16 protein-coding genes are annotated in these 26206 nt (G+C 68.0%); 12 read left to right on the top strand and 4 right to left on the bottom strand.

The window, feature by feature from the left end; translation table 11 throughout:
* Positions 1 to 27: 27 nt before the first annotated feature.
* Complete coding sequence (locus ACFY2X_RS13035; protein WP_389936941.1) at positions 28 to 603, bottom strand: DUF1707 domain-containing protein; 576 nt, start codon at positions 601 to 603, stop codon at positions 28 to 30.
* A gap of 52 nt (positions 604 to 655) precedes the next feature.
* Positions 656 to 1414, bottom strand: a complete 759-nt coding sequence (locus ACFY2X_RS13030; RefSeq protein WP_389936938.1) for a PadR family transcriptional regulator — start codon at positions 1412 to 1414, stop codon at positions 656 to 658.
* 217 nt (positions 1415 to 1631) lie between these two features.
* On the opposite strand from ACFY2X_RS13030, the gene ACFY2X_RS13025 reads away from it, so the two are divergent.
* The 9 genes from ACFY2X_RS13025 to ACFY2X_RS12985 all read left to right on the top strand — a co-directional run bounded on the left by ACFY2X_RS13025 (position 1632) and on the right by ACFY2X_RS12985 (position 14728).
* Positions 1632 to 2894 (top strand): MFS transporter, encoded by a 1263-nt coding sequence (locus tag ACFY2X_RS13025; protein WP_389936935.1) that lies wholly within the window; start codon positions 1632 to 1634, stop codon positions 2892 to 2894.
* A 683-nt stretch (positions 2895 to 3577) separates the two neighbouring features.
* Complete coding sequence (locus ACFY2X_RS13020; RefSeq protein WP_389936931.1) at positions 3578 to 4303, top strand: metal-dependent hydrolase; 726 nt, start codon at positions 3578 to 3580, stop codon at positions 4301 to 4303.
* A gap of 190 nt (positions 4304 to 4493) precedes the next feature.
* Entirely contained in the window at positions 4494 to 7238 is a 2745-nt protein-coding gene (gene acnA, locus ACFY2X_RS13015) for an aconitate hydratase AcnA (protein WP_389936928.1), read from the top strand.
* A gap of 358 nt (positions 7239 to 7596) precedes the next feature.
* Complete coding sequence (locus tag ACFY2X_RS13010) at positions 7597 to 8718, top strand: sugar ABC transporter substrate-binding protein (protein ID WP_389936925.1); 1122 nt, start codon at positions 7597 to 7599, stop codon at positions 8716 to 8718.
* Positions 8719 to 8783: 65 nt separating this feature from the next.
* On the top strand, positions 8784 to 9578 hold the full coding sequence (locus ACFY2X_RS13005) for an ATP-binding cassette domain-containing protein (RefSeq protein ID WP_389936922.1): 795 nt from the start codon (positions 8784 to 8786) through the stop codon (positions 9576 to 9578).
* On the top strand, positions 9575 to 10822 hold the full coding sequence (locus ACFY2X_RS13000; protein WP_389936920.1) for a sugar ABC transporter permease: 1248 nt from the start codon (positions 9575 to 9577) through the stop codon (positions 10820 to 10822). Before ACFY2X_RS13005 ends, ACFY2X_RS13000 begins: the two co-directional genes overlap by 4 nt.
* A gap of 235 nt (positions 10823 to 11057) precedes the next feature.
* Entirely contained in the window at positions 11058 to 12260 is a 1203-nt protein-coding gene (locus ACFY2X_RS12995) for an ROK family protein (RefSeq protein WP_389936917.1), read from the top strand.
* A gap of 80 nt (positions 12261 to 12340) precedes the next feature.
* Positions 12341 to 14248 carry a Na+/H+ antiporter NhaA gene (nhaA, locus tag ACFY2X_RS12990; RefSeq protein ID WP_389936914.1) on the top strand — a complete coding sequence of 636 codons (1908 nt, stop codon included), beginning with the start codon at positions 12341 to 12343 and terminating at the stop codon, positions 14246 to 14248.
* A gap of 246 nt (positions 14249 to 14494) precedes the next feature.
* Complete coding sequence (locus ACFY2X_RS12985; RefSeq protein WP_389936911.1) at positions 14495 to 14728, top strand: DUF6289 family protein; 234 nt, start codon at positions 14495 to 14497, stop codon at positions 14726 to 14728.
* 176 nt (positions 14729 to 14904) lie between these two features.
* Here the strand turns inward: ACFY2X_RS12985 and ACFY2X_RS12980 are convergent, their stop codons facing one another.
* On the bottom strand, positions 14905 to 15909 hold the full coding sequence (locus tag ACFY2X_RS12980) for a D-cysteine desulfhydrase family protein (protein WP_389936908.1): 1005 nt from the start codon (positions 15907 to 15909) through the stop codon (positions 14905 to 14907).
* A 243-nt stretch (positions 15910 to 16152) separates the two neighbouring features.
* The gene (locus tag ACFY2X_RS12975; RefSeq protein WP_389936905.1) at positions 16153 to 16509 is read right to left on the bottom strand and encodes a winged helix-turn-helix transcriptional regulator; all 357 of its coding nucleotides are present in this window, start codon (positions 16507 to 16509) and stop codon (positions 16153 to 16155) included.
* Positions 16510 to 16710: 201 nt separating this feature from the next.
* Here ACFY2X_RS12975 and ACFY2X_RS12970 point away from each other — a divergent pair, with 201 nt between their 5' ends.
* The 3 genes from ACFY2X_RS12970 (at position 16711) to ACFY2X_RS12960 (ending at position 26195) form a co-directional block, all read left to right on the top strand.
* On the top strand, positions 16711 to 17685 hold the full coding sequence (locus ACFY2X_RS12970) for an NADP-dependent oxidoreductase (protein ID WP_389936902.1): 975 nt from the start codon (positions 16711 to 16713) through the stop codon (positions 17683 to 17685).
* Between the two features lie 702 nt (positions 17686 to 18387).
* Positions 18388 to 24084 carry a LamG-like jellyroll fold domain-containing protein gene (locus tag ACFY2X_RS12965; RefSeq protein WP_389936899.1) on the top strand — a complete coding sequence of 1899 codons (5697 nt, stop codon included), beginning with the start codon at positions 18388 to 18390 and terminating at the stop codon, positions 24082 to 24084.
* A complete protein-coding gene (locus ACFY2X_RS12960) occupies positions 24081 to 26195 on the top strand; it encodes an RHS repeat-associated core domain-containing protein (RefSeq protein WP_389936896.1) in 2115 nt (704 codons plus the stop codon). The genes ACFY2X_RS12965 and ACFY2X_RS12960 overlap by 4 nt, the downstream gene beginning before the upstream one ends.
* Positions 26196 to 26206 lie beyond the last annotated feature (11 nt).

Raw genomic sequence — 26206 nt, 5'->3', positions numbered from 1 at the left:
AGCCCGTTTCCCGGCTCCGGGTGCCTCTCAGAGAGCGCCCGGATAGCCGAGCCGGCGGGCGTGGGCTTCGGCCCGCAGACGCCATCTCCGGTGGCTCCTGCGGTGGAGCACGCCCAGCACGGTCATCACCAGCCAGGCGAGGAAAAGGAACTTCAACGCCCCCAGGCCGGTGGTCGCGACCATGATTACCAGCGCCAGGCCCAGGAACAGTGCGACCGGCGGCCCGCCCCGGCGATGGCGCCGGTTCGCGGGGTGGAAGCCGGGCAGATCCGGGCCGTGCCGGCGGCCCCCGTGCCGCCGTACGGCGCGCGGCCCGGCCCAGGGGGGTCCCCCGTGCCACCGCATGGCCTCCGGTGCGGCCCAGGCGGGCCCTGCGTGCCGATGCCGCCGTCCGCCGTGGCCTTCGGGGCGGGAGCCGTACAGGTCGGGGAGGTCGGCGTGGGTCAGGGCCAGGTCGTGGCCGGTGCGCGCGGACAGGGCCAGGCCGATGCGCTCGTCGAGTTCCTCGTGGGTCAGGCGGCCCTGCGCGTAGTGCTCGCGCAGGGCCGTCACCGCCGCGTCGCGCTCGGCGTCTCCGATGCGGAGATCGTCTCGGGGCGTCATCGCAACTCCTTGCGTGGGGAGACCCTGGTCTGGGGAGGAAGCCACCCTCTGATCACTCCTCGCCGGGGTCGCCGTCGGCCAGGATCTGGTAGAGCCGGCGACGCGTCTCGATCATGATCTGCTTGGCCTGACGGATCTGCGCCTCGCTGCCGGTCTGCAGGACCTGGAGCATGGCGAACCCCGTCTGGCGCGCCACGTCCATCAGCTCCCAGGTGCTGTCGCCGACGTCGGGGGTCATCTCCTCCCAGGGGCTGCGTATCTCGTCTGCGTGCTCGGCCACGTAGGCCTGACCGGCCTCGGTGAGGCGGAAGGACTTGCGGCCGTCGTTCTCCTCCGACAGGACCAGGCCCTCGTCGGTGAGCTGCTGCAGCGCCGGGTAGACCGCGCCGGGACTGGGCTTCCAGCCGCCCTGGCTGCGCTGGGCGATCTCCTGGATGATCTGGTAGCCGTTGCGCGGCTCCTCCGAGAGGAGCGTGAGGATCGCGGCCCGGACGTCACCGCGCTTCGCCTTGCGCCCCCGGCCGAACGGGCCCCCGAACGGGCCGCCGCCGAACGGGCCGCCGCGCCTCGGGCCGCCCCTGCCGAAGTCCCAGGGGAAGCCTCCCGGGAAGTGGCCACCGCGGTGGCCGCGATGCCGGTGCTCGTGGGGGCCGTGCTCGTGCGGGCCGGGCCCCCCGTGGTGGTTTTCGCCCTCGTGCCAACCGGCGGCCATGTTTCGCCAGGCCTCCCTGGCGGCGCGCCTCATCTCTCGCCTGATCTCCCGCGGGTTGCCGCCGGCCCAGGGGCCGCCCATCGCGTGCGTGGAAGTCATGTCGTTCCTTCCTTTCCTTCCTTCCTTCGATCGCTCTCGATGCTTCAAAGATATATCGAGAACATTCTGACGACAAGTCTATGTGGATATGGGGGGTTTGCCGCGTGGACTTCATGCGGCCGGTTTCTGGCGCGCTCATGTCTTCCGTCCGGCTGCCCAAAAAGCTAGTGTGACCATCTAAAGGCTTTAGGTGGTGTTTCGAAGTCGTGGCGAACGGATGGATGGTGTGAGAGTGCGGCGGAACGAGGCGGTCCTGGTCGGATTCACCGTGGCGACCAACCTGGCCGACGGGGTGATCAAGATCGTGCTTCCCCTGCTCGCGGTCCGGCTGACCGACTCGCCCGGCCTGGTCGCCGGGGTGGGCCTCACCCTGACGCTGCCGTGGTTGCTGGCCTCGCTCCATGTGGGAATGTTCGTCGACCGGGGCGATCGCAGGCGGCTGGCGGCCATGGCCAACCTGGTCAGGCTCGCGGTCGCGCTGGGCCTGCTGGCGGCCTTCGCCGCCGGTGCGCTGTCCCTCCCCCTGCTCTATCTCGCGGGTGCCGCCATAGGCCTGGCCGAGGTGGTGGCGGACTCCGCCGTCGGGGCCCTGGTGCCGGCGGCCGTGCCGCGGGAGCGGCTCGGCCGGGTCAACGCCTGGGTCGCCGGCGCCGAGACCGTCGCCAACGAGTTCGCCGGTCCGGCGATCGGGGGCCTTCTGGTCGCCGCCGGCGCCGTTCTCGCCCTGGGGTCGTCGGCGGGCGCCTTCGCCCTCGGGGCGGTCCTGCTCGCGCTGCTCGCCGGCCGGTTCCGCGCCGCCCTTCCCGAACAGGACGCCGGGCAGGGGCGTGAGCCGGGACGGGTGCGGGCGGAGATGGTCGAGGGACTGGCCTTCCTCTGGCGCCGGCGCCTGCTCCGCACGATGTCGCTGACCATCGCCGCGCTGGTGGCCTGCTGGAGCGCGTGGCTGGCGCTGCTGCCCTCCTACGCCGTCCAGGTGCTCGATCTCGACCCGGCCGGATACGGCCTGCTGCTCGGCTCGATCGGCGTGGGCGGGCTGCTCGGCGCCATACTCGTCACCGCGGTCAACCGCCTGCTGGGCGTGCGCTGGGCGCTGTTCGCCGACCTCGTCACCACGGTCGTCATGATGATCGTCCCTGCCGTGTTCCCGCAGGCCTGGGCGGTCGGGGCGGCCGCGCTTCTCGGCGGCATGGGAGGCACGCTCTGGACGGTCAACAGCCGCACCCTGGCCCAGCTGGTCGTCCCGGACCGGCTTCTCGGCCGGTACGGCTCAGCCGCCCGCCTGCTGAGCTGGGGGACCCTCCCGATCGGCGCGGGCCTGGCTGGGCTGCTGGCCGAGACGGTGGGCCTGACGGGGGCATTCGCGATCTTCGCAGTGGCGGCGGCCCTGCCGATCGTGCCGTTCCTGAAGGTCGTCACCGAAAGTGAGATCTCGATCGCGCAACGAGAAAGTGAGAAAGATCACCTAATTCTCGCCTGATTTCGGAACAAGCACCGAGACCTACGCGTTACAAATGACATAGACGGGATTCGTTCCGTGCCGGAAGGGCTGGGGGGTGCTTTCGGTGCGGAACGGTCCCGTCTGTCGTTTCCGGGATCTGACGGTGATCCGCCGGAGAATCTCCGGCGGATCACTCGTCTTCCTGTCCTCCGGTTTCCTGGGAGCCACCGATCGTCCCCGCGGCGGGATCGCCTGTCTCCGCGGAGTCCTCGCCATCCTCTCGGCGCTGTCTAGCGAGGAACCCCGGGCGTTCACGCCCGGGAAGAATCGCCTCCCTCTCTCCGACCGGACGCTAGTCCGGGCGCTTTTGATTCTCGATGGACTCCTTGACGACCGACAGGAGAGCCCCGCCGCGGGAAGCGGCGAAGCAGGACGGGGAGCAAGGTGTCCGCCCACAGGTGTCTGCGGACATGGTCGCCGTGCTCCTTGCGCAGCAGCCGGGCCGAGACGCCCTTGAGCGAGTTGACCAGGGCCGGCAGGGCGACCTTGGGCAGGCGGCGCACCAGGTAACCCAAAACCCGAAAAAGATGAACAGCCTCATATATCGGATTGGTTTCACCGCCCCGACGCGCCGGTGATGCAAAATGGGGCGGTCCTCTACTTGGGGCGGGCTTTGCCGTACAGTCGCTTAGCGTGATCTTGATTGAGGTGTTCGGTCGATGATGGGGCACACGCATGCGCTGACGGGGGCGATCGCCTGGCTGGGAGTGGCGCCGTCACTGGCCGCCCTGCCGCTGCTCACCGAGTCCTCCCGCTTCGTGGAGACCGGTGTCATGGCGAGCGCGCTCACCCCGTCCGAGTTCGTCGCCGGGGCGCTGATCTGCGCCGGGGCCGCGATGCTGCCGGACCTCGACCATCCCAGCGCGACGATCGCCCAGACCTTCGGCCCGGTCACGTGGATGCTGAGCAAGGCCGTCGCGTGGCTGAGTGGCGGGCATCGCAACGCCACCCACTCGCTGTTGTTCGCGGTCGCCGCCGGGTTCGGCGCCCATTATCTGGCCAACACCTATCCGATCGGCCGGGACATCCTGGTCGTCCTGCTCATCGGCCTGGCGCTGAGGGCGATCGGGATCGGCATCCCGGGCAAGAAGCTCGCCTCCGCCATGGTCAACGTCGGCCTGACGGTCGGGCTGTTCGCGGTGTTCCGCAGCGACAACGTGGGTTATGCCTGGCTGGGGCTGGCGGTCGCGGTCGGCTGCATGGCGCACGTCGTGGGCGACTGCTGCACGGAGAAGGGCTGTCCGGTGCTGTGGCCGATGAGGCAGCGATGGCTGCTGCCATGGAAGATCGGGATCAAGACGGGCCGCGCCTTCGAGCAGAAGTTTCTCGCCCCGGTACTTTCGGTCGTCGTTATCGGGCTGCTGTACTTCCGCCTCGTGCCGCTCTGACCATACTGGTAGGTAACTTGATGTCGAGATATCTATGGGGATATCTTGATATCGAGACATCCGCTGCAACCCGTGGGTGAACCCCCGGTTAGGCATACCTAACTGGCCTGGGCACTCCGATGGTGCGGCAGGATTCAGTTGCGCCCTCAAACGGGTGCGTCGGACAACATGGTGATGAGGGAGGCGAACCGTGTCCGCGAACAGCTTCGGCAGCCGTGACACGCTCCGCGTCGGGGACGCGGGATACGAGATCTACCGGCTGGACGCCGTCGAGGGGTCGGGGCGCCTCCCGTACAGCCTGAAGATCCTTCTGGAGAACCTGCTCCGCACCGAGGACGGCGCGAACATCACCGCCGACCACATCCGCGCGCTCGGTCAGTGGGACCCCAGCGCCGCGCCGAGTGTGGAGATCCAGTTCACCCCGGCCCGCGTGATCATGCAGGACTTCACCGGCGTCCCCTGCGTGGTGGACCTGGCCACCATGCGTGAGGCCGTCCGCGACCTCGGCGGCGACCCCGCCAGGATCAACCCGCTCGCACCGGCCGAGATGGTCATCGACCACTCCGTCATCGTCGACTTCTTCGGCGGGCCGGACGCCTTCCAGCGCAACGTCGAGCGGGAGTACGAACGCAACCGCGAGCGCTACCAGTTCCTGCGCTGGGGCCAGACCGCGTTCGACGAGTTCAAGGTCGTCCCGCCGGGCACCGGCATCGTGCACCAGGTGAACATCGAGCACCTGGCCCGTGTCGTGATGATCCGCGACGGCAAGGCCTACCCCGACACCTGCGTCGGCACCGACTCGCACACCACGATGGAGAACGGCATCGGCGTTCTCGGCTGGGGCGTCGGCGGCATCGAGGCCGAGGCCGCGATGCTCGGCCAGCCGATCTCCATGCTGATCCCGCGCGTGGTCGGCTTCAAGCTGACCGGCAAGCTCCCCGCCGGGGCCACCGCCACCGACCTGGTGCTCACGATCACCGAGATGCTGCGCAAGCACGGCGTCGTCGGCAAGTTCGTCGAGTTCTACGGCGAGGGCGTGTCCAGCGTTCCGCTGGCCAACCGGGCGACGATCGGCAACATGAGCCCCGAGTTCGGCTCGACCTGCGCGATCTTCCCGATCGACGGCGAGACGATCAGCTACCTCCGCCTCACCGGCCGCTCCGAGGAGCAGGTCGCCCTGGTGGAGGCGTACGCCAAGGCCCAGGGCCTGTGGCTCGACCCGGCGGCCGAGGAGCCGGTCTTCTCCGAATACATCGAGCTGGACCTGGGCACGGTCGTCCCGTCCATCGCCGGTCCCAAGCGTCCCCAGGACCGCATCGCGCTGTCGGCGGCCAAGGAGACCTGGCGTCGCGACGTGCGCAACTACGTCGCCGACTTCGACGGTGACGGCGTGGACGAGGAGGGTGAGGAGTCCTTCCCGGCCTCCGACGCCCCCGCGCACAACGCCCGGGCCAACGGCGGCCGCCCGCACAAGGCGGTCCCGGTCACCCTGTCCGACGGCACCAGCTTCGAGATCGACCACGGTGTGGTGACGATCGCGGCCATCACCAGTTGCACGAACACCTCCAACCCCTACGTCATGATGGGCGCCGCGCTGCTCGCCAAGAACGCGGTGGAGAAGGGCCTGACCCGCAAGCCGTGGGTCAAGACCTCCCTCGCCCCGGGCTCGCAGGTCGTCACCGGCTACTTCGAGCGCTCCGGCCTGCAGCCGTACCTCGACAAGATCGGCTTCAACCTGGTCGGCTACGGCTGCACCACCTGCATCGGCAACTCCGGCCCGCTGCAGGAGGAGATCTCCGCCGCCATCCAGGCCAACGACCTCGCGGTCACCGCGGTGCTGTCCGGCAACCGTAACTTCGAAGGCCGGATCAACCCCGACGTCAAGATGAACTACCTGGCCTCGCCGCCGCTGGTCGTCGCCTACGCCCTCGCGGGCACCATGGACATCGACCTGAACACCGAGCCGCTGGGCACCGGCGCGGACGGCAAGCCGGTCTTCCTCGCCGACATCTGGCCCTCGCCTGAGGAGGTCTCGGCGGTCGTCGCCTCCTCCATCGACCAGGACATGTTCCTGAGCGACTACGCCGACGTGTTCAAGGGCGACGAGACCTGGCAGTCGCTGCCGGTCCCGACCGGCAACACCTTCGAGTGGGACCCGGCCTCGACCTACGTCCGCAAGGCACCGTACTTCGACGGCATGCCCGCCTCTCCGGAGCCGGTGACGGACATCTCCGGCGCCCGGGTTCTCGCCAAGCTGGGCGACTCGGTCACCACCGACCACATCTCGCCGGCCGGTTCCATCAAGCCCGGCACCCCGGCCGCGGAATACCTCCGTGAGAACGGCGTCGCGGTCAAGGACTTCAACTCCTACGGCTCCCGCCGAGGCAACCACGAGGTGATGATCCGCGGCACCTTCGCCAACATCCGGCTGAAGAACCTGCTGCTCGACGGCGTGGAGGGCGGCTACACCCGTGACTTCACCCTTGAGGGCGGCCCGCAGGCCTTCATCTACGACGCCTCGGTCAACTACCAGGCCGCGGGCATCCCGCTCGTCGTCCTGGCGGGCAAGGAGTACGGCTCCGGCTCCTCGCGCGACTGGGCGGCCAAGGGCACCGCGCTGCTCGGCGTCCGCGCCGTGATCGCCGAGTCCTACGAGCGCATCCACCGCTCCAACCTGATCGGCATGGGCGTGCTGCCGCTGCAGTTCCCCGAGGGGGAGACGGCGCAGTCGCTGGGCCTGACCGGCGAGGAGACCTTCGACATCATCGGGGTCGAGGAGCTCAACAAGGGCGGTATCCCGCAGACCGTGACGGTCCGGGCGGGGGAGAAGGAATTCCAGGCGGTCGTGCGCATCGACACCCCCGGAGAGGCGGACTACTACCGCCACGGCGGCATCATGCAGTACGTTCTGCGCTCCCTGCTCGCCAAGAGCTGAGCCAGGGGGGCGGGCGCCGCACGTAAGCCCCGCCCACAACAGGGGGAACACCCCAGACGAGGCCGCCCGGCGGGACATCATCCCGCCGGGCGGTTTTATGTTTCATGGCGGTACGGCCGACCGCGGCATCCGCCCCATCGCTGATCGCGCAGCGCGCCGTCGGTTAAGCACGCGTTTCTGGATTGTTACCGCCCACAACAAACTTTACCTATTGAAGGGCTGGTGCTCAGGCCAACTGGGGAATACGTTGCGGCAAACAACATTCAACGGAACGGCGATCCGGTCCCGACCGGCCGTACCCGCGAATTCGGCATGCCGCAGTCCAGACCCCCCACTTCGAAGAAAGGACCCATGCACGATGCGCAAGGGGATCCTCAGCCTGACCACCGCCGCCGCGGCCATGACCCTCGGCCTCGCCGCCTGCGGGGGCGGAGACGGTGGCACCACCACTGCTACTCAGGACACCGCCGCCCCGGCCGAAGGCAAGGCCGCCACCGGCAAGGTCGGCGTCATCCTGCCGGACAGCAAGTCCTCCGCCCGCTGGGAGACCGCGGACCGCAAATACCTGGAGGAGGCCTTCAAGGCCGCGGGCGTCGCCTACGACATCCAGAACGCCCAGGGTGACAAGAACCAGTTCCAGACCATCGCCGACCAGATGATCACCAACGGCGCGACCGTGCTGATGATCGTCAACCTGGACAGCGGCACCGGCAAGGCCGTACTCGACAAGGCCAAGTCCCAGGGCGTCGCCACCATCGACTACGACCGGCTCACTCTCAACGGCGGCGCCTCCTACTACGTCAGCTTCGACAACACCAAGGTCGGCGTCCTGCAGGGCGAGGGCCTGGTGAAGTGCCTGACCGAGAAGAAGGCAGCCAAGCCGATCGTGGCCGAGCTCAACGGCTCGGCCACCGACAACAACGCCACGCTGTTCAAGAACGGCTACGACAGCGTGCTCAAGCCCAAGTACGACTCCAAGGAGTACGTCAAGGGCCCGGACCAGTCGGTTCCGGACTGGGACAACGCCCAGGCGGGCACCATCTTCGAGCAGATGCTCACCGAGCAGCCGAAGATCGCCGGCGTGCTGGCCGCCAACGACGGCCTGGGCAACGCGGCCATCACCGTGCTGCGGAAGAACAGCCTCAACGGCAAGGTCCCGGTCACCGGCCAGGACGCCACCGTGCAGGGCCTGCAGAACATCCTCGCCGGCGACCAGTGCATGACGGTCTACAAGGCGATCAAGAAGGAGGCCGACGCGGCGGCCAAGCTCGCCATCGCGCTGGCCAAGGGCGAGAAGCCCGCGGCGACCGCCTCGGTCAAGGACACCGAGAGCGGTAAGGACGTGCCCGCGATCCTGCTCGACCCGCAGCCCATCTTCATCGACAACGTCAAGGACGTCGTGGCCGACGGCTTCGTGACCAAGGACGAGCTGTGCACCGGCGAGTTCGCCGCCAAGTGCACCGAGGCCGGAATCCAGTAACGCGCCGGGGGCACGGCCGGCCCCTCCGGCCGGCCGTGCCACCGCGCTCGGGCGAAGGGAGCGCAATGAACACAGGAAGCCAGCCCCAGATGACACCCGCACTGGAACTCCGCGGAATCGACAAGAGCTTCGGTCCCGTACAGGTTCTGCACAACGTCGACTTCACCGCCTACGCCGGGGAGGTGACCGCGCTGGTCGGAGACAACGGCGCGGGCAAGTCCACCCTGGTCAAGTGCGTCGGCGGCATCCACCCGATCGACTCGGGCGACTATCTCTTCGACGGCAAACCCGTGCACGTCCACAGCCCGCGTGACGCCGCCGCGCTGGGCATCGAGATCGTCTACCAGGACCTCGCCCTCTGCGACAACCTCGACATCGTCCAGAACATGTTCCTCGGCCGCGAGCACAAGAACGGCGTGATCCTCGACGAGGACACGATGGAGGAGATGGCGGCCAAGACCCTGGAGAACCTGTCGGTCAGGACCGTCAAGTCCATCCGCCAGCACGTCTCCAGCCTCTCCGGCGGCCAGCGGCAGACCGTGGCCATCGCCAAGGCCGTGCTCTGGAACAGCAAGGTCGTCATCCTCGACGAGCCGACCGCCGCGCTCGGCGTCGCCCAGACGGCGCAGGTGCTGGAACTGGTCCGACGTCTCGCCGACAAGGGCCTGGCGGTCGTGCTGATCTCGCACAACATGAACGACGTTTTCGCCGTGTCCGACCGGATCGCCGCGCTCTACCTCGGCCGGATGGCGGCCGAGGTGAAGGCCTCCGACGTCACCCACGCGCAGGTCGTCGAACTGATCACCTCTGGCCGGAGCGGGGACCTCGGCCTCACCAACGGAGTCGGAGCCACGGTATGAGCGCCACGATTTCCCCGGAACGCGCGTCCGAGGCACCCTCGATCAGCGCGAACGTCCGCAGCTACGCCGAGCGCGTGCGCGGCGGCGACATGGGCGCGCTGCCCGCCGTGTTCGGCCTGATCGTGCTCTGCACGGTCTTCGCCGTCCTGCGGCCCTCCTTCCTCACCGCGGGCAACTTCGCCAACCTGTTCACCCAGGGCGCCGCGGTCACCGTGATCGCCATGGGCCTGGTGTTCGTGCTCCTGCTCGGCGAGATCGACCTGTCGGCGGGCTACACCAGCGGCGTCTGCGCGGCCGTGCTCGCGATCCTGCTCACCTACCAAGGCCTGCCCTGGTACGTGGCGACGGGCGCCGCGCTCCTCACCGGGCTGGTGATCGGCACGGTCCTCGGACTGCTCGTCGCCAAGGTCGGCATCCCGTCCTTCGTGGTGACGCTGGCGGCCTTCCTCGCCTTCCAGGGCCTGGTGCTGCTGCTGGTCAAGGGCGGCACCAACATCTCCATCCGCGACGAGACGATCCTGGCGATCGCCAACAAGAACCTGCCGCCCGCCCTGGGCTGGGCACTGCTGGCCATCGGAGTCGCCGTCTACGCCGGCCTGCAACTGCTGCGGGCACGCAAGCGGGCCGCGCGCGGCCTGGCCGCCGACCCGATCTCGCTGATCGCCGTCCGGGTGGGCGCCCTCGCGCTGCTCGGCGGGCTCGCCGTCTACTTCCTCAACCTGGAGCGCAGCCGCAACGTGGCCGTCGTCTCGCTCAAGGGCGTGCCGATCGTCGTGCCGATCATCGTCGTGCTCCTGCTCGTCTGGACGTTCGTGCTGCGCCGTACGGCCTTCGGACGCCACCTGTACGCGGTCGGCGGCAACGCCGAGGCGGCGCGCCGGGCGGGCATCAACGTGGACCGGATGAAGGTCAGCGCGTTCATGATCTGCTCCACCATGGCGGCCGTCGGCGGCATCATCGCGGCCTCCCGGGCCAGCTCGGTCGACCCCAACACCGGCGGAAGCAACGTGCTCCTCTACGCCGTGGGCGCGGCCGTGATCGGCGGGACCAGCCTGTTCGGCGGCAAGGGCCGGGTACTGGACGCGGTCCTCGGCGGCGCGGTGGTCGCGGTCATCGAGAACGGCATGGGCCTGATGGGCTACAGCTCCGGGGTGAAGTTCATGGTGACCGGATCGGTCCTGCTGCTGGCGGCGGGCGTGGACGCCCTGTCCCGCAGGCGGGCGGCGGCCACCGGTATGAGATGACATCCTCCCCCGCCCGAACGGCGGGGGACTTTACCCCCGTTCCTCCGCGGAAAGGAGGTCAGATTGAGGTTCGCGGTTCACCGGCCCCGGCGCCCCGGAGCCTCCCCGCGCGGCCGTCGCATGCCCCGCCCCTCCCGTCCGCGGTCAAAGGCAGGGTCAGCGCACCGCAGGGGTTAGGTAATCTGCGACCCTGACTCTCCGTCTGTGATCCCGACCCTCGAAGGAACCCCAAGCGATGCGGGCTGGCCCCTCTCAAGAGGAGATCAGGCGCCACAACCTCGGCGCCTTGCTCCGCCATGTGCACCTGGGCGGTCCGACCTCGCGGGCCGAGCTCACCAGCCGGATGGGGCTCAACCGCAGCACCATCATGGCCCTGACCGCCGACCTGACCGCGGCCGGCCTGGTGCGGGAGGAGCTTCCCAAGGAGACCGGCAGGGCCGGGCGCCCGTCCCTCGTCGTGCGCCCGGAATCGGCGCGGGTCTACGTCTTCGCCTTCGACGTGGGCGTCGACCGGATGATCGCCGCCCGCGTCGGCCTGGGCGGCGTGGTCCTGGACCGGCGGGAGACCGTACGGCGCCGCGGCCCCTTCTCACTGGACGAGATCGTCGGGCCGCTCGCCGGTTTCGCCCGGCAGATGCACCGCAAGACACGGCCGGACACGGTGTGCGTCGGAGTGGGCGCGGCCTTCTCCGGGGGAGTGGGCCGAGGCGACGGCGTCATCAGGTTCGGGCCGAACATGGGCTCGGTGGACGTGCCGTTCGCCGAGGAGATGACCAAGCGGCTGGGCCTCGGCCTGCCGGTGGCGGTGGGAAACGACGCCAACCTCGCTGCCCTCGCCGAACACAGCCGCGGGGTCGGCGTCGGCTGCCGCGACCTCGTCTACCTCCACGGAGACGTGGGCATCGGCGGCGGCGTGATCGTCAACGGCCAGCTGCTCGGCGGGCACCAGGGCTTCGGCGGCGAGGTCGGCCACATGGTCGTCAACCCCAAGGGCCGCCCCTGCGGATGCGGCTCGCTCGGCTGCCTGGAGGCCGAGGTGGGGGAGCGGGCCGTGCTGGACGCCGCCGGACGGATCGGCTCCCAGACGGGCCGGGAGGCCGTCCGCGCCGTGGTCGACGCCGCCGACCGGGGCGACATCGTCGCCCAGGCGGCGCTGAGCCGCGTCGGCGACTGGCTCGGCCTGGGCGTCGCCAACCTCGTCAACGTCTTCAACCCCGAGATGGTCGTCTTCGGCGGCATGCTCAGGGAGGTCTACCTCGGCTCCGCCGCCCAGGTCCGCAGCCGCCTCGCCGTCGACGCCCTTCCCCCGTCACGCGCCGACCTGCGCCTGCGCACCTCGGCCCTCGGCGACGACGCCACCCTGGTGGGCGCCGCCGAACTGGCCTTCGCCCAGGTCCTCGCCGACCCCCTGGAAGTCCTCACCCGCGCGGGCTCCTGAGCCTCTCCCAGGTGCCCGGCCGGGACTCATGACGGCAGGGCCCCGCGGGGATGTTCTCGCAGGTGGGACACAATTGCGGAATGACGGAACCGCAGGCGCCCGGCCCATCCTTTTCCGGTTCCGGGTCCTTTTCCGGGCGGACCGCGTGGACGCGCAGTCTCCAGACGCCGCTGCGCGAGTTCCTCCGCACCGAGACCGGCAGCGCGGCGGTGCTGCTGGCCGCCGCGCTCACCGCGCTGGCATGGGTGAACATCGATCCGTCGTCCTACGAGGCCGTCTGGCGGACACGGCTGTCGATCAGCGTCGGCGGTTCCGGTGTGTCGCAGGAGCTGCGCGAGTGGGTGAACAACGGGCTGATGACGTTCTTCTTCTTCGTCATCGGGCTTGAGGCCCGCCGCGAGTTCGACATGGGCGAGCTGCGCGAGCGGCGGCGGGCCGCGCTGCCGGTCCTCGCGGGCGTCGGCGGGATGGCCGTCCCCGTCGCGATCTACCTCGGGGTGAACGCCGGTCTCCCCTCCGCGCACGGCTGGGGCACGGCGATGTCGACCGACACGGCGTTCGCGCTCGGGCTGCTCGCGCTCGTCGGATCGCACTTCCCGGAGCGCCTGCGCGTCTTCATGCTCACCGTCACCGTCGTCGACGACATCGTCGCGCTCATGGTCATCGTGATCGTCTATAGCGGTCACATCGAGCTGCCGGCGCTCATGGCCGCGCTCGGGATCTTCGGCGTGGTCCTGCTCGTGCGCGCGGCCGGCGTGCACCGCGGGCTGGTGTACGCGCTGCTCGGCGCTGTCACGTGGGTGGCGCTGTTCAAGTCCGGAGTCGATCCGCTCGTCGTCGGCCTGGCGATGGGACTGCTGACCTACGCCTACCCGGCGGCACGCGCCGACCTCGAACGCGCGAGCGGCCTGTTCCGGTTGTTCCGCGAGCAGCCGACCCCGGAGCTCGAGCGTTCGGCGCGGCTGGGGCTCGCGTCGGCGATCTCGCCGAACGAGCGGCTGCAACAGCTCTACCATCCGTGGACCAGCTACGTGATCGTGCCGCTGTTCGCACTCTCCAACGCCGGGATCGAGATCAACGGCGACCTCCTCGCACGCGCGCTCACCTCGCCGATCACGCTCGGGATCCTGTTCGGCTACGTCCTGGGCAAGCCGATCGGGATCGCCGGCACCTCATGGCTCGTCACCCGGCTGAGCCGCGGACGGCTGCGCCCGCCGGTGGGCTGGGCCGCCGTCGCGGCCGGCGGCGCGATCTCCGGTGTGGGGTTCACCGTGTCCCTGCTCATCGCGAGCAAGGCCTTCGGCGGCGCCCAGCTCGAAGAGGCGAAGATCGGCGTGCTCGGTGCGGCGGCCTGCGCGTCCGCCGTGACCTGGGTGGTCGCCCGGGTGACCGCGCTTCTGCCGAAGCGCCTGCGGATCCGCGCGCTGTTCGGTACGGCCGAGGCCATCATCGACCTGGCCGCGCCGGTGGACCCACGCCGCGACCACGTGCGCGGGCCCGCGGACGCGCCCGTGACGATGGTCGAGTACGGCGACTTCGAATGCCCCCACTGCGGCCGGGCGGAATCCGTCATCCGCGACCTGCTCGCCGACTTCGGCGACCTCCGCTACGTCTGGCGGCATCTTCCGCTCAACGACGTCCACCCGAACGCGCAGCTGGCCGCCGAGGCAGCCGAGGCGGCGGCCGTACAGGGGGCGTTCTGGCCGATGCACGACCGGTTGCTGGAACACCAGGGTGCTCTCCGGCCGCCCGACCTGGTCCGCCACGCCGAAGCTCTCGGCCTCGACGTCGAACGCTTCCGCCGCGACCTGCGGACCCGCGCCACCGCCCCCCGGATCGCCGAGGACGTCGACTCCGCCGACCTGAGCGGCGTATCCGGCACGCCGACGTTCTTCCTCAACGGACGCCGCCACCACGGCGCCTACGACATCGCCACGCTGTCCGCCGCGGTCCGGGCGGCCCGCGCCCGCGCGGCGATCGCCTCGTAGACGGCCCTCACCCGCCTGTGGAGGGGCTTCATCTCGGGCATCAGGGAACCGGCTCACGCCCATGGTCGTGGTGTACGGCTTCCGCTGGAAAAGCGGCAGGGGCGGGGCCGCTCATCGGCGTTCTGCGGCGAATGCGAGCACTTCTTGCGTCTCTGCCTGCGGCGACGGATGATCCGGGTGTCGCGCCGCTCTCGCCCGGCGGGCGAGAGCCCCCCACACCGCTTCCGCGATCAGGAAGGCTCCCTCATGATTCGTCGCGCGCTCCTCGCCGCAACCCTCGCCGTCACCGCCTTCGCCGTCATCCCCGGCGCGCCCGCGCAGGCCAGGGTCTGCCAGCTCGGCTACACCTGCAACACCACGTACTACTCCGACTCCGCTCACACCACAGTGGTCGGCGGCAAGTACGAAGACTGCGACGGCAACGCCTCCACCTGGGGTGTGCGGAGCGGCTATCTGACGTTCACCGAGATTCCCTGCTGATCGGAAGCCTCCGATAGGGCCGTCTCGGCGAGACCGGCGCGCATGCGCCATGCCACCGGCGCGCGTCCGCCATGCCACTGGTGCGCGTCCGCCATGCCACTGGTGCGCGTCCGCCATGCCACCCACACCGGCATCCGGTTCGGCCGGCCGGCCGGGTGGAATCGAGCTGGTGGCCGTCAGCTGTGAAGCTCCTTTCGCAGTTCGGGTGCATAGCCGAACAGGCCGGGCAGGCCGCCGGTGTGAATGAAGACGATGGGTTCGTCAGACTGGTCGCTTGGGGGGAGGCTCAGCAAGGCGGCCGCGGCCTTGCCGGTGTAGACGGGATCGAGCATGACGCCCTCAGCGCGGGCGAACAGCTTCAGGGCCTGCCACACCTGATCGGTCGGGACACCGTACCCCGGGCCCAGCATGCGATCGTGGACGTCGACCCGGTCGAAGGCGGGCGGCGCGATCTCCAGCAGCGCCGCGGCGTCGGCGGCCAGCGTGCGTAGCTCGGCCTCGGCGGCCGGGGCGGGCTGCAGCACGCAGACCGGCTCGATGACACCCGGCCACCCCAGGGCGCCGGCGCCCACGATCAGGCCCGCGGCGGTGCCCGCGCTGCCGAGGGGGACGACGATCCGCGCGGTGTCGACACCGGCTCCCCGGAGCTGGCCGATCAGTTCCTCGGCGGCGGCGACGTAGCCGAGACTGCCCAGCGCGTCGGATCCGCCGATCGGGAACGTGGCCACCCGCCTGCCCTCCGCTTCCTCCGCCTGGAGCAGGCGGAAATAGGCCTCGGCCGCCGCGTCCTTGTCGGGGCAGATGTGCACCTCCGCGCCGAGGAGCTCGTCGAGCAGGATGTTTCCGGAGCGTTCGTACGCCTCGCCGGTGCGCGGAACCGACGTGACCAGGATGAGCAGGCAGCGCAGGCCCAGGCGGGCGCAGGCGGCCGCGGTCTGGCGCCCGTGGTTGGTCTGCAGCGCGCCGAAGGTGATGACGGTGTCCACGCCGTCGGCGAGGGCACGCCCGAGCAGAAACTCCAGCTTGCGAAGCTTGTTCCCCCCGCCGCCGAGCCCGTTGACGTCGTCGCGTTTGAGCAGCACCCGCCGGCCCAGCCGCTCACTGAGCCGAGGCGCCTCCTCCAGCGGCGTGGGCCAGGTGCCCAAGGAGGTTCGCGGAAAACGGCCGAGATCCAACGACATAGGAGTGCTCCAATTCTCAGGTCGAGCGGGAAGCAAGGAGAACAAACGGGCCGAGCTGTTCTCATTTTCGAGCCTGTCACCACAAGCGCGAGATCAACCCCGCCGCCTCCGGCTTCCCCCGAGTCACAACCTTGGAAGAGTCCCACAAGGCGCACCCCCGGAAGAGGACCACAAGCCACAGTGCGCCGGAAGAGGCCCCGCGAGCCGCAGCACGCCGGAAGGGGAGTGGCGCGATCAGGCTCGCTAGGCGGGCTGAATCTCGTCGAGGTGCTCCTCAACCCAGGTGCGAAGCTGGGCCAGCGGGATGGCGACGCCGCGCCCCAACTCGGTGAGCGAGTACTCCACGTGCAGGGGAACGGCAGGGTAGATGGTGCGGTCGACGAAACCGCTGTCCTCAAGACGGCGCAGGGTCTGGGTCAGCACCTTGGGACTAACCCCCTGCAGCTGCCGCTGCAGCGCGCCGAAACGTTGCGGGCCGTCCTCCAGTGCGCCGATCGCCAGCGCCGACCACTTGTTGGCCAGCAGGTCGAGAACGTCCCGGCAGGGGCACTGCGCGGCGTAGACATCGTGGTGATCGTGATTGCCCGTGGCACAGCTCATGACCATGAACGGCACTTCCTCTGCCCTCGCTCGTACTACCCAAAAGATAGTAATAGCTCTTGCAAGTTAGTACCTCCCTGCAGATAGCTTGCAGGTCGTCCGGCTCGGCAGGCCATTCCACGGCCCTGCGAGCACCTGAAACCAGGTCCTGTGAGCACCTGGAACCAAGGTTCTACGAGCACCTGAAACCAAGGGAGCATCATGTCCACGTCTACGCCCACCATGCGCGCGATCAGTCAGGACACCTTCGGCGGATCGGAGGTCCTGCATCTGGTCGAGCTTCCCCGGCCCCGGCCGCTGCCGACCGAGATCCTGGTGCGGGTGCACTCGGCCGGGGTCAACCCGGTCGACTGGAAGACCCGCGCCGGTGGAGGCATGGCCGGGGTGCTGGGCGAGCCCCCGTTCGTTCTCGGCTGGGACGTGTCGGGGGTGGTGGAGGAGATCGGGTTCGGTGTGACCGTCTTCAAACCCGGCGACGAGGTGTACGGCATGCCGTGGTTCCCCCGCCAGGCCGGAGCCTACGCCGAGTACGTCACCGCCCCGGCCCGGCAGTTCGCCCGCAAGCCCGCGGGCATCGGCCACGACCAGGCCGGTGGTGTGCCGCTGGCCGCGCTGACCGCCTGGCAGGCCCTGGTCGACACCGCGCAGGTCCAGCCCGGCCAGCGGGTGCTGATCCACGCCGCCGCAGGCGGGGTCGGCCACCTGGCCGTCCAGTTCGCCCGCCACCTGGGCGCCCATGTGATCGGCACCGCCAGCGCCGCCAAGCACGAGTGGCTGCGCGATCTCGGCGCCGACGAGCTGATCGACTACACCACCGGCCGCTTCGAGGACGCCGTCCGGGACGTCGACGTCGTCATCGACCTGGTCGGCGACGAGCACGACGCCACCAGCACCCGCTCCCTCGACGTCCTGCGCCCCGGCGGCCTGCTCGTGGCCGTCCCCTCCGGCGTCTCACCCGAACTGCTCGACCACGCCCACACGCGCGGCCTGAACGCCACCCCGTTCCTGGTCGAACCCGACGGCCCCGCGCTGACCCGGATCGCAAGCCTTATCGACCAGGGCGAGGTCACGGTCGAAGTCGAAGACGTCCTTCCCCTGGCCCAGGCGGCGGTGGCACACCAGCGCGGAGAGCAGGGCCGTACCCGCGGCAAACTGGTCCTCCACGTCACCTCCTGAAAGACCACTCGCAGCCATTTCCGGGAACGGCCGCGCAAGTCCCGCCACCACCCCGCCGCCGGAATGTCAGAAGGAGAGCTTGGAAGGTCAGCCATTTATGTCACGATCGCACTAATCTTCCACCTGGTCACTGTCGGTAATATTGTGCACGGAATGTAAATTTACGAATACTCATTCCGTAAATTGCTTTATTTGTCATTTATGTGGATCTTGTGGTTTGGAGCGTTCTATGTGTACCTTCTGATCGTTTGTGAGTAGCACGCCCTGAACCGCTGGTTCCGGCCTCTCCGGGCCTCGTGGGACGGGCAATGCGAAGGCGTTCGCCGTCGCGCTGACTTGTTCGGAGGGCGACGGCGTATGCGCCGTAGTTTGTCGTGGACGCGTTCGTCAGGCCGGAAGACCTGGCTGACGGTGGCACTCACTACGGCTCTGATGCCAGGCTTACTTCTGTTTCAAGCGGTTCCGGTCACCGCTGCCGTACGGCCGGTCGCGTTGGCTCAAGGCAGTCCTGACTCTCCGAAGCAGCTGACCGGGTCGGCGGAGGGGCTTGCGTCGCTGGTCGATTCCGCGGCGACGGCGACGTCGGTGGAGGTGCCCAAAGAGCCCGAGCAGGATCCTCGGCAGCGTAAAGGTGCTCTGCCGGTCGAGAAGCGTTTCACCGGCCAGGGCGCCCGAACCGTGACGACTAAGGACGATGGCTCGGTGCCGTCGGATGCGCAGCGGGCCGAGCGCCAAGGGGTGGTCGACGCCACAGGTAGTGCCGCGGTGTCGACGTCGACCGTCTGGTGTGAGAACTATCCGCATTGGGATTCGACCCGGCGCTACGGCTACGGGGACGTCGTCTACTACGACGCGCAATTGTGGAAGGTCACCGGCTTCAACAGCACGATAGGGACGCCGCCGGACTGGGATAGGGCGTGGACGAACCAGGGGCCGTGCTCATACCACCAGTCCCCGTCGGTTTATGACGTGATCCCGGCTGACGAGGCGCTGGTGGAGTCGCGGACGCCGACGCTTCGGGCGGACGCACGCAGCAACGACTCGTACAGCACGCCGATCAACTTCGACTTCAAGATCTGTGACAACGAGGGAATGACCGGGACCGGCTGCGCCTCTTCCGGTGTGCTACCCGGTGACTGGATCAACAAGAAAGCCTGGAAGGTTCCGGCAGGCAAGCTGGCCTGGAGCAAGCAGTACTGGTGGACGGTGACCGTCACCGACACCTCCAACGGCCTGAAGACGACCTCACCGGCGATCTCCTTCACGACCGGGGTGCGCCAGCCGGTGATCGGCTCGCAGCTGGCCGCGCGCGGGGTCAACGGCCAGGAGTTCCACCAGCTGGCGGGCAACTACACCACCTCGGCCACCGATTTGTCGGTGGCCACGGCCGGGCCGCCGCTGGCGGTGACGCGCTCCTACAACAGCATGGATCCGCGCACCGATGGGATCTTCGGTGCGGGCTGGTCGACCCGCTGGGACATGAAGCTCCTCCGGGAGGTGCGCGGGGAACTGGTGTCGGCGCTGGTGACCTACCCCGACGGACGCCGGGTGCGGTTCGCCGCCAACGGCGAGGGCAGCTTCCAGCCGCCACCGGGCATGTACGCCACCCTGGCCGAGGTGGCCGGCGGGGGCTGGCGGTTGATGGACAAGGCGTCGGTGTCGTATGTGTTCGATGCCCAGGGCCGCCTGACCAAGGTGACGGACCAGCATGGTCGCGCACAGGATCTCACCTATGGGACAGGCGGCAAGCTGGAGAAGATCACAGCATCGGGTGGCCGGTCGCTGACGTTCACCTGGAACGGCGCGCACGTGGCGAGCGTGTCCAGCGACCTGGTGGACGGGGCCCCGGTGACGTGGACCTATCACTATGACGGTGACAAGCTGACGGCGGTGTGCGCGCCGGTGACCGCGCCCAACTGCACCCGGTATGCCTATGACAGCGGCTCGCTGTATCGCGGCATTGCCCAGGACACCGAGCCATACGGGTACTGGCGGCTGGGCGAGACAACGGGAACGCCGGTTGCGGCTTCCCTCGGGACGGGGGCAGGCAACGCGTCGTATGAGGTGATCGGGTCCAACGGGCAGGTGCTGTACGGCAAGCCCGGCGCTCTGGCGGGAACCACCGATACGGCGGTGGAGCTCAACGGCGCAGTGGTGAGCCTGCCGGATCATGCTCTGGCGCGTGTGGGGGATCAGGTGTCGCTGGAGATGTGGTTCAAGACCACCGGCTCCGGTGTGCTGATGTCGGCCTCATCGATGGACGACCAGTACCTGCTTGAGGGACCGATGCTGTATGTCGGCGTCGACGGCAAGCTGCATGGCTCGTTCAAAGCGGCTGGCTCCCCCATGTCCTCATCGGGTGCGGTGAACGACAACCAATGGCACCACGTGACGATGACCGTTGCGGGAGACAAGCAGATCCTTTATCTGGATGGCCAGCAGATCGGCACGCTGACCGAGCAGGTGGACACCTGGCGTCCATACGCCGAGGTCGGCAACGGCATCATCACGCGAGGGTCGGCTCCGGGCCTGCCTACCGGGACCGGCACGCAGGAATTCCCGTTCCGCGGCCTCCTTGATGAGGTGGCGATCTACGACAAACCCCTTACCGCGGCCGAGGTCGCGCTGCACTATGCGGCACGGGCCGAGGCCCCGAACAAGCTCACGAAGATCACGCTCCCGTCCGGGCGGGTGTGGGCGACCAACACCTACGACGCGGGCACCGAGCGGATCACCACCCATGTCGACCAGCACGGTGGCACCTGGAAGATCGGCGCCCCGGTGTACGCCCCGTCCACGGGCAAGTCGACGGTCACCGTGACCGACCCGAACACCAACACGCTCAGCTACGTCCACGATGCCTGGCGCGGCTACCGGCCCGTGAGCCAGACCGACCAGCTCGGCAAGGTCACCTCGTTCGAATACGACACCGGTGGGTTCCTGGCCAAGGTCACCGACCCGAACAACAACGTCACCGAGAAGGTCAACGACACCCGGGGCAACGTCACCGCGGTCAAGACCTGCCGGGCGGCGGGCAACTGCCAGACCAGCTACCAGGCGTTCTACCGCAACAGCGCTGACGAGTTCGACCCGCGCAACGACCAGATGGTCACTTCCCGGGACGCGCGTTCGGCCAATGCCACCGACAACACCTACGCGACAACGTGGGAGCACACCACCCGCGGTGATATGGCGAAGGTGAGCACTCCGGCGACCCCGGACTTCCCCAGCGGCCGCTCGGCCACCTTCACATACACCGACGGCACCGAGCCCGCGATCGGCGGCGGGACCACCCCGGCCGGGCTGGTGAAGTCGCAAAAGGACGCCAAGGGCAACGAGACCACCTACCGCTACAGCGCGGCCGGGGACCTGGCCGAGCAGACCAACCCGGCCGGGCTGACCGTCAAGTTCGCCCATGACGCACTGGGCCGGGTGACCTCCCGTACGGAGGTCTCCGAGGCCAACCCCAATGGGGTGACCTCGACCTTCACCTACGACGGCGTCGGACGCCGGCTCACGCAGACCGGCCCCGGGGTGAAGAACGAGATCACCAACGTCACCCACACCGCCAAGGCGACTTACACCTATGACGCCGACGGCAACATGCTCACCGAGAGCCTGGCCGACCTGACCGGCGGCGATCCCATGCGCACGACCACCTACACCTACGACACCTCTGGCCGGGTGGAGACGGTCGCCGGCCCGGAGGGCGGGGTGGCCCGCTCTGTCTGGGACGCCACCGGCGCTCTGACGTCGACGACCGATCCGGTGGGGACCGTCTTCACTTACGGCTACACCAAGCGCGGCGAGCTGACCTCCACGACGCTCAAGAACTGGACCGGCAGCCCGGTCAACCCGCAGGCCGCCAAGGATGTGGTGCTGGAGTCCCGCTCTTATGACCCAGCAGGTCGGTTGGCCACCCAGGCCGACGCGATGGGTCGTAAGACCTCCTATACATACTTCACCGACAACCGCCTGTCACAGACGATCGCCGACGACGTGCGGCTGAACGGCTCGACCACCCCGGCCGATGTGGTGGTCGAGGCCAACACCTACGACGCGGCTGGCAACATCACCAAGCAGGTGACGGGTGGCGGCAAGGCCACCGCCGACTATGTCTACGACGCCGCCGGCCGCCTGACCTCTACCACGTTCGACCCGGTGACACTCAAGCGCAAGACCGCCTTCGAGTACGACGCGGCCGGAAACGTCACCAAGGAGACCTTCACCGGTGCGGGCAGCACCCGGACCGAGTCCACCTCGTATGCCTACAACACCCTGAACCAGGTGACCAGGCAGACCGTGGAGAACGGTGACGAGGACCTGATCTCCACCTGGGCCTACGACGACCGCGGCATACCCACCGCGACGACCGACCCCCGAGGCAACGCCTCTGGCGCTATCGCATCCGACTTCACCACCACGATGCGCTACGACATCACGGGCAGGCTCGTGGAGACGAAGTCCCCGCAGGTGAAGATCGAAAAGGCTGGATCCGCTGCCGACGGCCGGCCCATGGTGACATACGGCTACAACAGCGCAGGCCTTCTCACCCAGGTCATGGATGCGGAAGGACGGACGGTCACCTCAGCCTTCGACAAGGCCGGACATCTGACTTCTGCCACCTTCCCCTCCTATACTCCGCCAGGCGGCGACGCGGTCACTCCCAAGGTCAGCTTCGATTACGACGTGGCCGGCCGCACAACCAAGGTCACTGACCAGCGAGGTTACGTCACCTCGCTGGAGTATGACGCGCTTGGCAACGCGGTGCGGGTGACCGACCCCGGCCCGGACGGGCCGGGCGGTCAGTGGGTGTCGGAATACGACCTACTGGGTGAGAAGCTCGCCGCGATCGATCCGACCGGCGCCCGGGTTGAGGCGACCTACGACGACCTCGGCCGCATGATCACCGAAACGCAGATCGAGCGCAAACCCACCACCGCGACGTTCATCGCCACATTCACCTACGACACCGCGGACAACCTGACCAAGAGCATCGCTCCCGGTAACAAGACCACCAGCTACACGGTCAACGCTGCCGGGCAGGTCACCGCCATCACCGACCCACTCACACACACGTCCACCGTTGGCTATGACTTCCTCGGTCGTACGGCGAAGGTGACCGACCCACTGGGCAACGCCACCGAGGCTGACTACGACCTCGCCGGACGGCAGATCGCTGCCAAGGACTTCGACAGCGCCGGGGCCACCGTTCGGACATTCGGGTTCGGCTACGACCCGGCGGGTAACCCGACCAGCCACACTTCCGGCGAGGGGCACATCACCCGGCGCACGTTTGACGCGCTAGGCCGGATGACCTCGCTCATCGAGCCGGTCTCCGCGACCACGTCGATCACCACCACGTTCGGCTACGACGCCACCGGCGCGCGCACCCGAACCACCGACGGCCGAGGCAATCCCGTCTGGACCACCTACAACACCCTCGGCCTGGTCGAATCGGTCATCGAACCGGTCACCACCGCTCATCCCAGTGCCGCCGACCGAACTTGGACGAATGTCTACGACGCGGCGGGCAATACACTCTCCACATTGCAGCCCGGCGGGGTGCGCATCGACCGCACCTTCGACCACCTGGGCCGAATGGTCAAGGAGACCGGCACCGGCGCGTCGGTGGCCACCCCCGAGCGCATCTACAGCTACGACGCGGCGGGCCGCCCGGCCGCGATCGGTGACTACACCCTGGACTACAACGACCGCAGCCTGCTGACCAAGGTGTCCAAGGCGACCAACCAGGTCGCCGCCTATACCTATGACGGGTTGGGTAATCCCACCCGGCGTATCGACTCGGGCGGCACGGCGGACTACACCTGGGACGACGCCAGCCGGCTCAAGACCGCCACCGACCCGGTGACGGGGCGCACCTGGACCTACGGCTATGACAACGCCGACCGGCTCACCAGCCGGACCTCGGCCAGCCCGACCAATGCTCAGTCGTACGCCTACGACGCCGTCGACCGGCTCACCTCACAGACGCTGAAGAACAGCAGCGGTACCGAGCTATCGAAGATCGTCTATGGGTGGGACAAGGACGACAACCTCACCTCCAAGACCACCTTCGGCACGGCCGGGGCGGGCAGCAACACCTACGGCTACGACCACGCCGGACGGCTGACCTCCTGGACCGGCCCGGATGGCACGACCACCGACTACGCCTGGGACGACGCCGGCAACCGGATCAAGGCCGGGAGCAAGACCTTCGTCTATGACGAGCGCAACCGGCTGCTGTCCGGCGGTGGTGTCGACTACACCTACACCCCCGGGGCACCCTGGCTTCGGAGACCAGGGGCGGCGTCACTCGAGGCCTCGCCTTCGACGCTTTCGACCGCCTCGTCTCCGACGGCGATGCCACTTATGGTTACGACGCGCTCGGTCGGATGACCTCGCGCACCAGGGGAGCAAGCCAGCAGCGGTTCGTCTACTCCGGGCTGGAGAATGACATCGTTGCCGTTACCGACGCCGTCGGCGCCGTCCAGGCCAAGTACGGCCGCGACCCCTTCGGTGGCCTGCTCAGTCTGCAGGAAGGCGGCGGCCCCGCGCTTGGCGTGATGTCCGACCTGCACGGGGATATGGTCGCCACCTTCTCCGGCACCGCACTGGCCGACTCGGTCGCCTACGACCCGTTCGGCGAGGTCACCCACCGCTCCGGCACCCAGCGCACCCTGGGCTACCAGGGCGAGTACACCGACCCGGACACCGGCAAGGTCAACATGCACGCCCGCTGGTACCAGCCTGGTACTGGCGCCTTCACCTCCCGCGACGACTGGACCCTCAGCCCCAGTCCGTCCATCCAAGCCAACCGCTACACCTACGCTAACGCCAGCCCTCTCACCGGCATCGACCCCAGCGGACATCTCGTGTTCCTACTGGTTATCCCGCTTGCAGGAATCGCCGAGGGGCTGTTGGTCGCCACGGGTGTGCTCGCAGTTGGAGCGGCTGCGACTGCGGCGAAGAATGCCTATGAGTCCCGCAAGCCCTCGGCAGCACCCCCCGCTTCCCCTCCTAAGCCTAAGAAGGTGCCTGGGCCGCCGCCCCCTGTAGGGTCAAGTAAAGATAAAGACCCGGGTGGCACCAAGCCTTCCCCGAATACCAAGCCTTCCCCGAACACCAAGCCTCCCGCGAACACCAAGCCTCCCACGAACACCAAGCCTCCCACGAACACCAAGCCCTCCACGAACACCAACTCCACTACGGGTACTAACCCAAGTCCATGCCGAGTGAATTGTGGCCCTCCGCCGAAGCCGAAGCCGAAGCCGCCGCCATATAAGCCAGACTTTGACCCGAACAGCAAAGAATTCAAAAACGATCCGAACAACATAACGAATGATCTGGATCCGCCACAGGAAATTATCGACTTCCAATGCACATACGGTCCCTGCACTAAGAGCAACAAGGGCCATGTGGGAGTTGATGTCGTTGACGTCGGCGATAACAGCAACACGGGAATTCCTTGCGAACAGTGGAATCCCGGCAGCTGTGGCAGCGGAGACACCTGCAGCACCGTTGGCTTTCTTTACTCCACATCGGTGTTCGGGTGCGTGCCTGGTTCTGATAAATCTCTAGGTAACGGTACGGCGCGTCCCCAAACCTTCCCCTTCCCGGATGCCGATATCGATCCCGATGGATATCCGGATGTCCCCCCGCCTCCTCCTGTGTCGTGCAATCCTCGCAACAGCTTCGTCCCGGGCACCAAGGTGCTCATGGCCGACGGGACCACGAAGCCGATCGAGGATGTGGAGATCGGCGATCAAGTGATCGCCGGTGACGCGGACACCGGCCGGACCGCCGCGAAGCGCGTCAGTCATCTGATCACCGGTAACGGGAAGAAGCACCTTGTCCGGATCGTCGTCAGCGCCGCTGACGGGTCAGCCGACGACGGCGCAGCCGTGGTCGCGACCGACGGTCATCCGTTCTGGGTCGCCAACCTCCGCACATGGGTCAAGGCGAGCAAGCTTCTGCCTGGCATGGTCTTGCGGACCAGTGCTGGCACCTTCGTGCAGATCACCGCCACCAAGAAGTGGACCGCCACCCAACGCGTCCACAACCTGACAGTCGAGGACCTCCACACCTACCATGTGGTAGCAGGCGACCAAGCCGTCCTGGTCCACAACGATGGAGGCCTCAGTGACCAGGAATGCTTCGACGAAGCAGACCGACGACGTGATGCGGTTCTAGATGATTGGCACAACGGCGGAAAGACGAAGAGCCAGATCAATAAATATGCAATGATCGTAGGTGCGGTTGACTGCAATACTGGGCGTTGGGCCGTAGGAAAGAAGCAGTCGAAGGCTGGTAACTTTTGTGCAGAAGACATTGCTCGTGATGCTCTAGTTCGCCAAGGATCTGATCCCGCGGACATTCGATACGGTCATCCACAATGGCCAAACAGGCGCCAAGATGCGAAAGTTTGCTCTAGATGTCAAGGGCGGATCGACGAAAGTCAGTTTCCCGATAACGTTCCAGCTCAAGAGAATGGTCCATGGGGGCGCTAGTGGAGTGGGAT

The organism is Streptosporangium sp. NPDC000396 (genome assembly GCF_042898655.1).
In the GTDB taxonomy this organism is placed as follows: domain Bacteria; phylum Actinomycetota; class Actinomycetes; order Streptosporangiales; family Streptosporangiaceae; genus Streptosporangium.
The sequence above is the reverse complement of the archived record's forward strand: the minus strand, read 5'-3'. Positions and strand labels throughout refer to the sequence as shown.

Coding starts and splice junctions, on each gene's coding strand:
- ACFY2X_RS13030 (WP_389936938.1), bottom strand. CDS start 1,414: ATGACTTCCACGCACGCGATGGGCGGCCCCTGGGCCGGCGGCAACCCG.
- ACFY2X_RS13025 (WP_389936935.1), top strand. CDS start 1,632: ATGGATGGTGTGAGAGTGCGGCGGAACGAGGCGGTCCTGGTCGGATTC.
- ACFY2X_RS12980 (WP_389936908.1), bottom strand. CDS start 15,909: ATGTCGTTGGATCTCGGCCGTTTTCCGCGAACCTCCTTGGGCACCTGG.
- ACFY2X_RS12970 (WP_389936902.1), top strand. CDS start 16,711: ATGTCCACGTCTACGCCCACCATGCGCGCGATCAGTCAGGACACCTTC.
- ACFY2X_RS12995 (WP_389936917.1), top strand. CDS start 11,058: ATGCGGGCTGGCCCCTCTCAAGAGGAGATCAGGCGCCACAACCTCGGC.
- ACFY2X_RS13020 (WP_389936931.1), top strand. CDS start 3,578: ATGGGGCACACGCATGCGCTGACGGGGGCGATCGCCTGGCTGGGAGTG.
- ACFY2X_RS13005 (WP_389936922.1), top strand. CDS start 8,784: ATGAACACAGGAAGCCAGCCCCAGATGACACCCGCACTGGAACTCCGC.
- ACFY2X_RS12960 (WP_389936896.1), top strand. CDS start 24,081: ATGACCTCGCGCACCAGGGGAGCAAGCCAGCAGCGGTTCGTCTACTCC.
- ACFY2X_RS13035 (WP_389936941.1), bottom strand. CDS start 603: ATGACGCCCCGAGACGATCTCCGCATCGGAGACGCCGAGCGCGACGCG.
- ACFY2X_RS12975 (WP_389936905.1), bottom strand. CDS start 16,509: ATGAGCTGTGCCACGGGCAATCACGATCACCACGATGTCTACGCCGCG.
- ACFY2X_RS13010 (WP_389936925.1), top strand. CDS start 7,597: ATGCGCAAGGGGATCCTCAGCCTGACCACCGCCGCCGCGGCCATGACC.
- nhaA (WP_389936914.1), top strand. CDS start 12,341: ATGACGGAACCGCAGGCGCCCGGCCCATCCTTTTCCGGTTCCGGGTCC.
- ACFY2X_RS13000 (WP_389936920.1), top strand. CDS start 9,575: ATGAGCGCCACGATTTCCCCGGAACGCGCGTCCGAGGCACCCTCGATC.
- ACFY2X_RS12985 (WP_389936911.1), top strand. CDS start 14,495: ATGATTCGTCGCGCGCTCCTCGCCGCAACCCTCGCCGTCACCGCCTTC.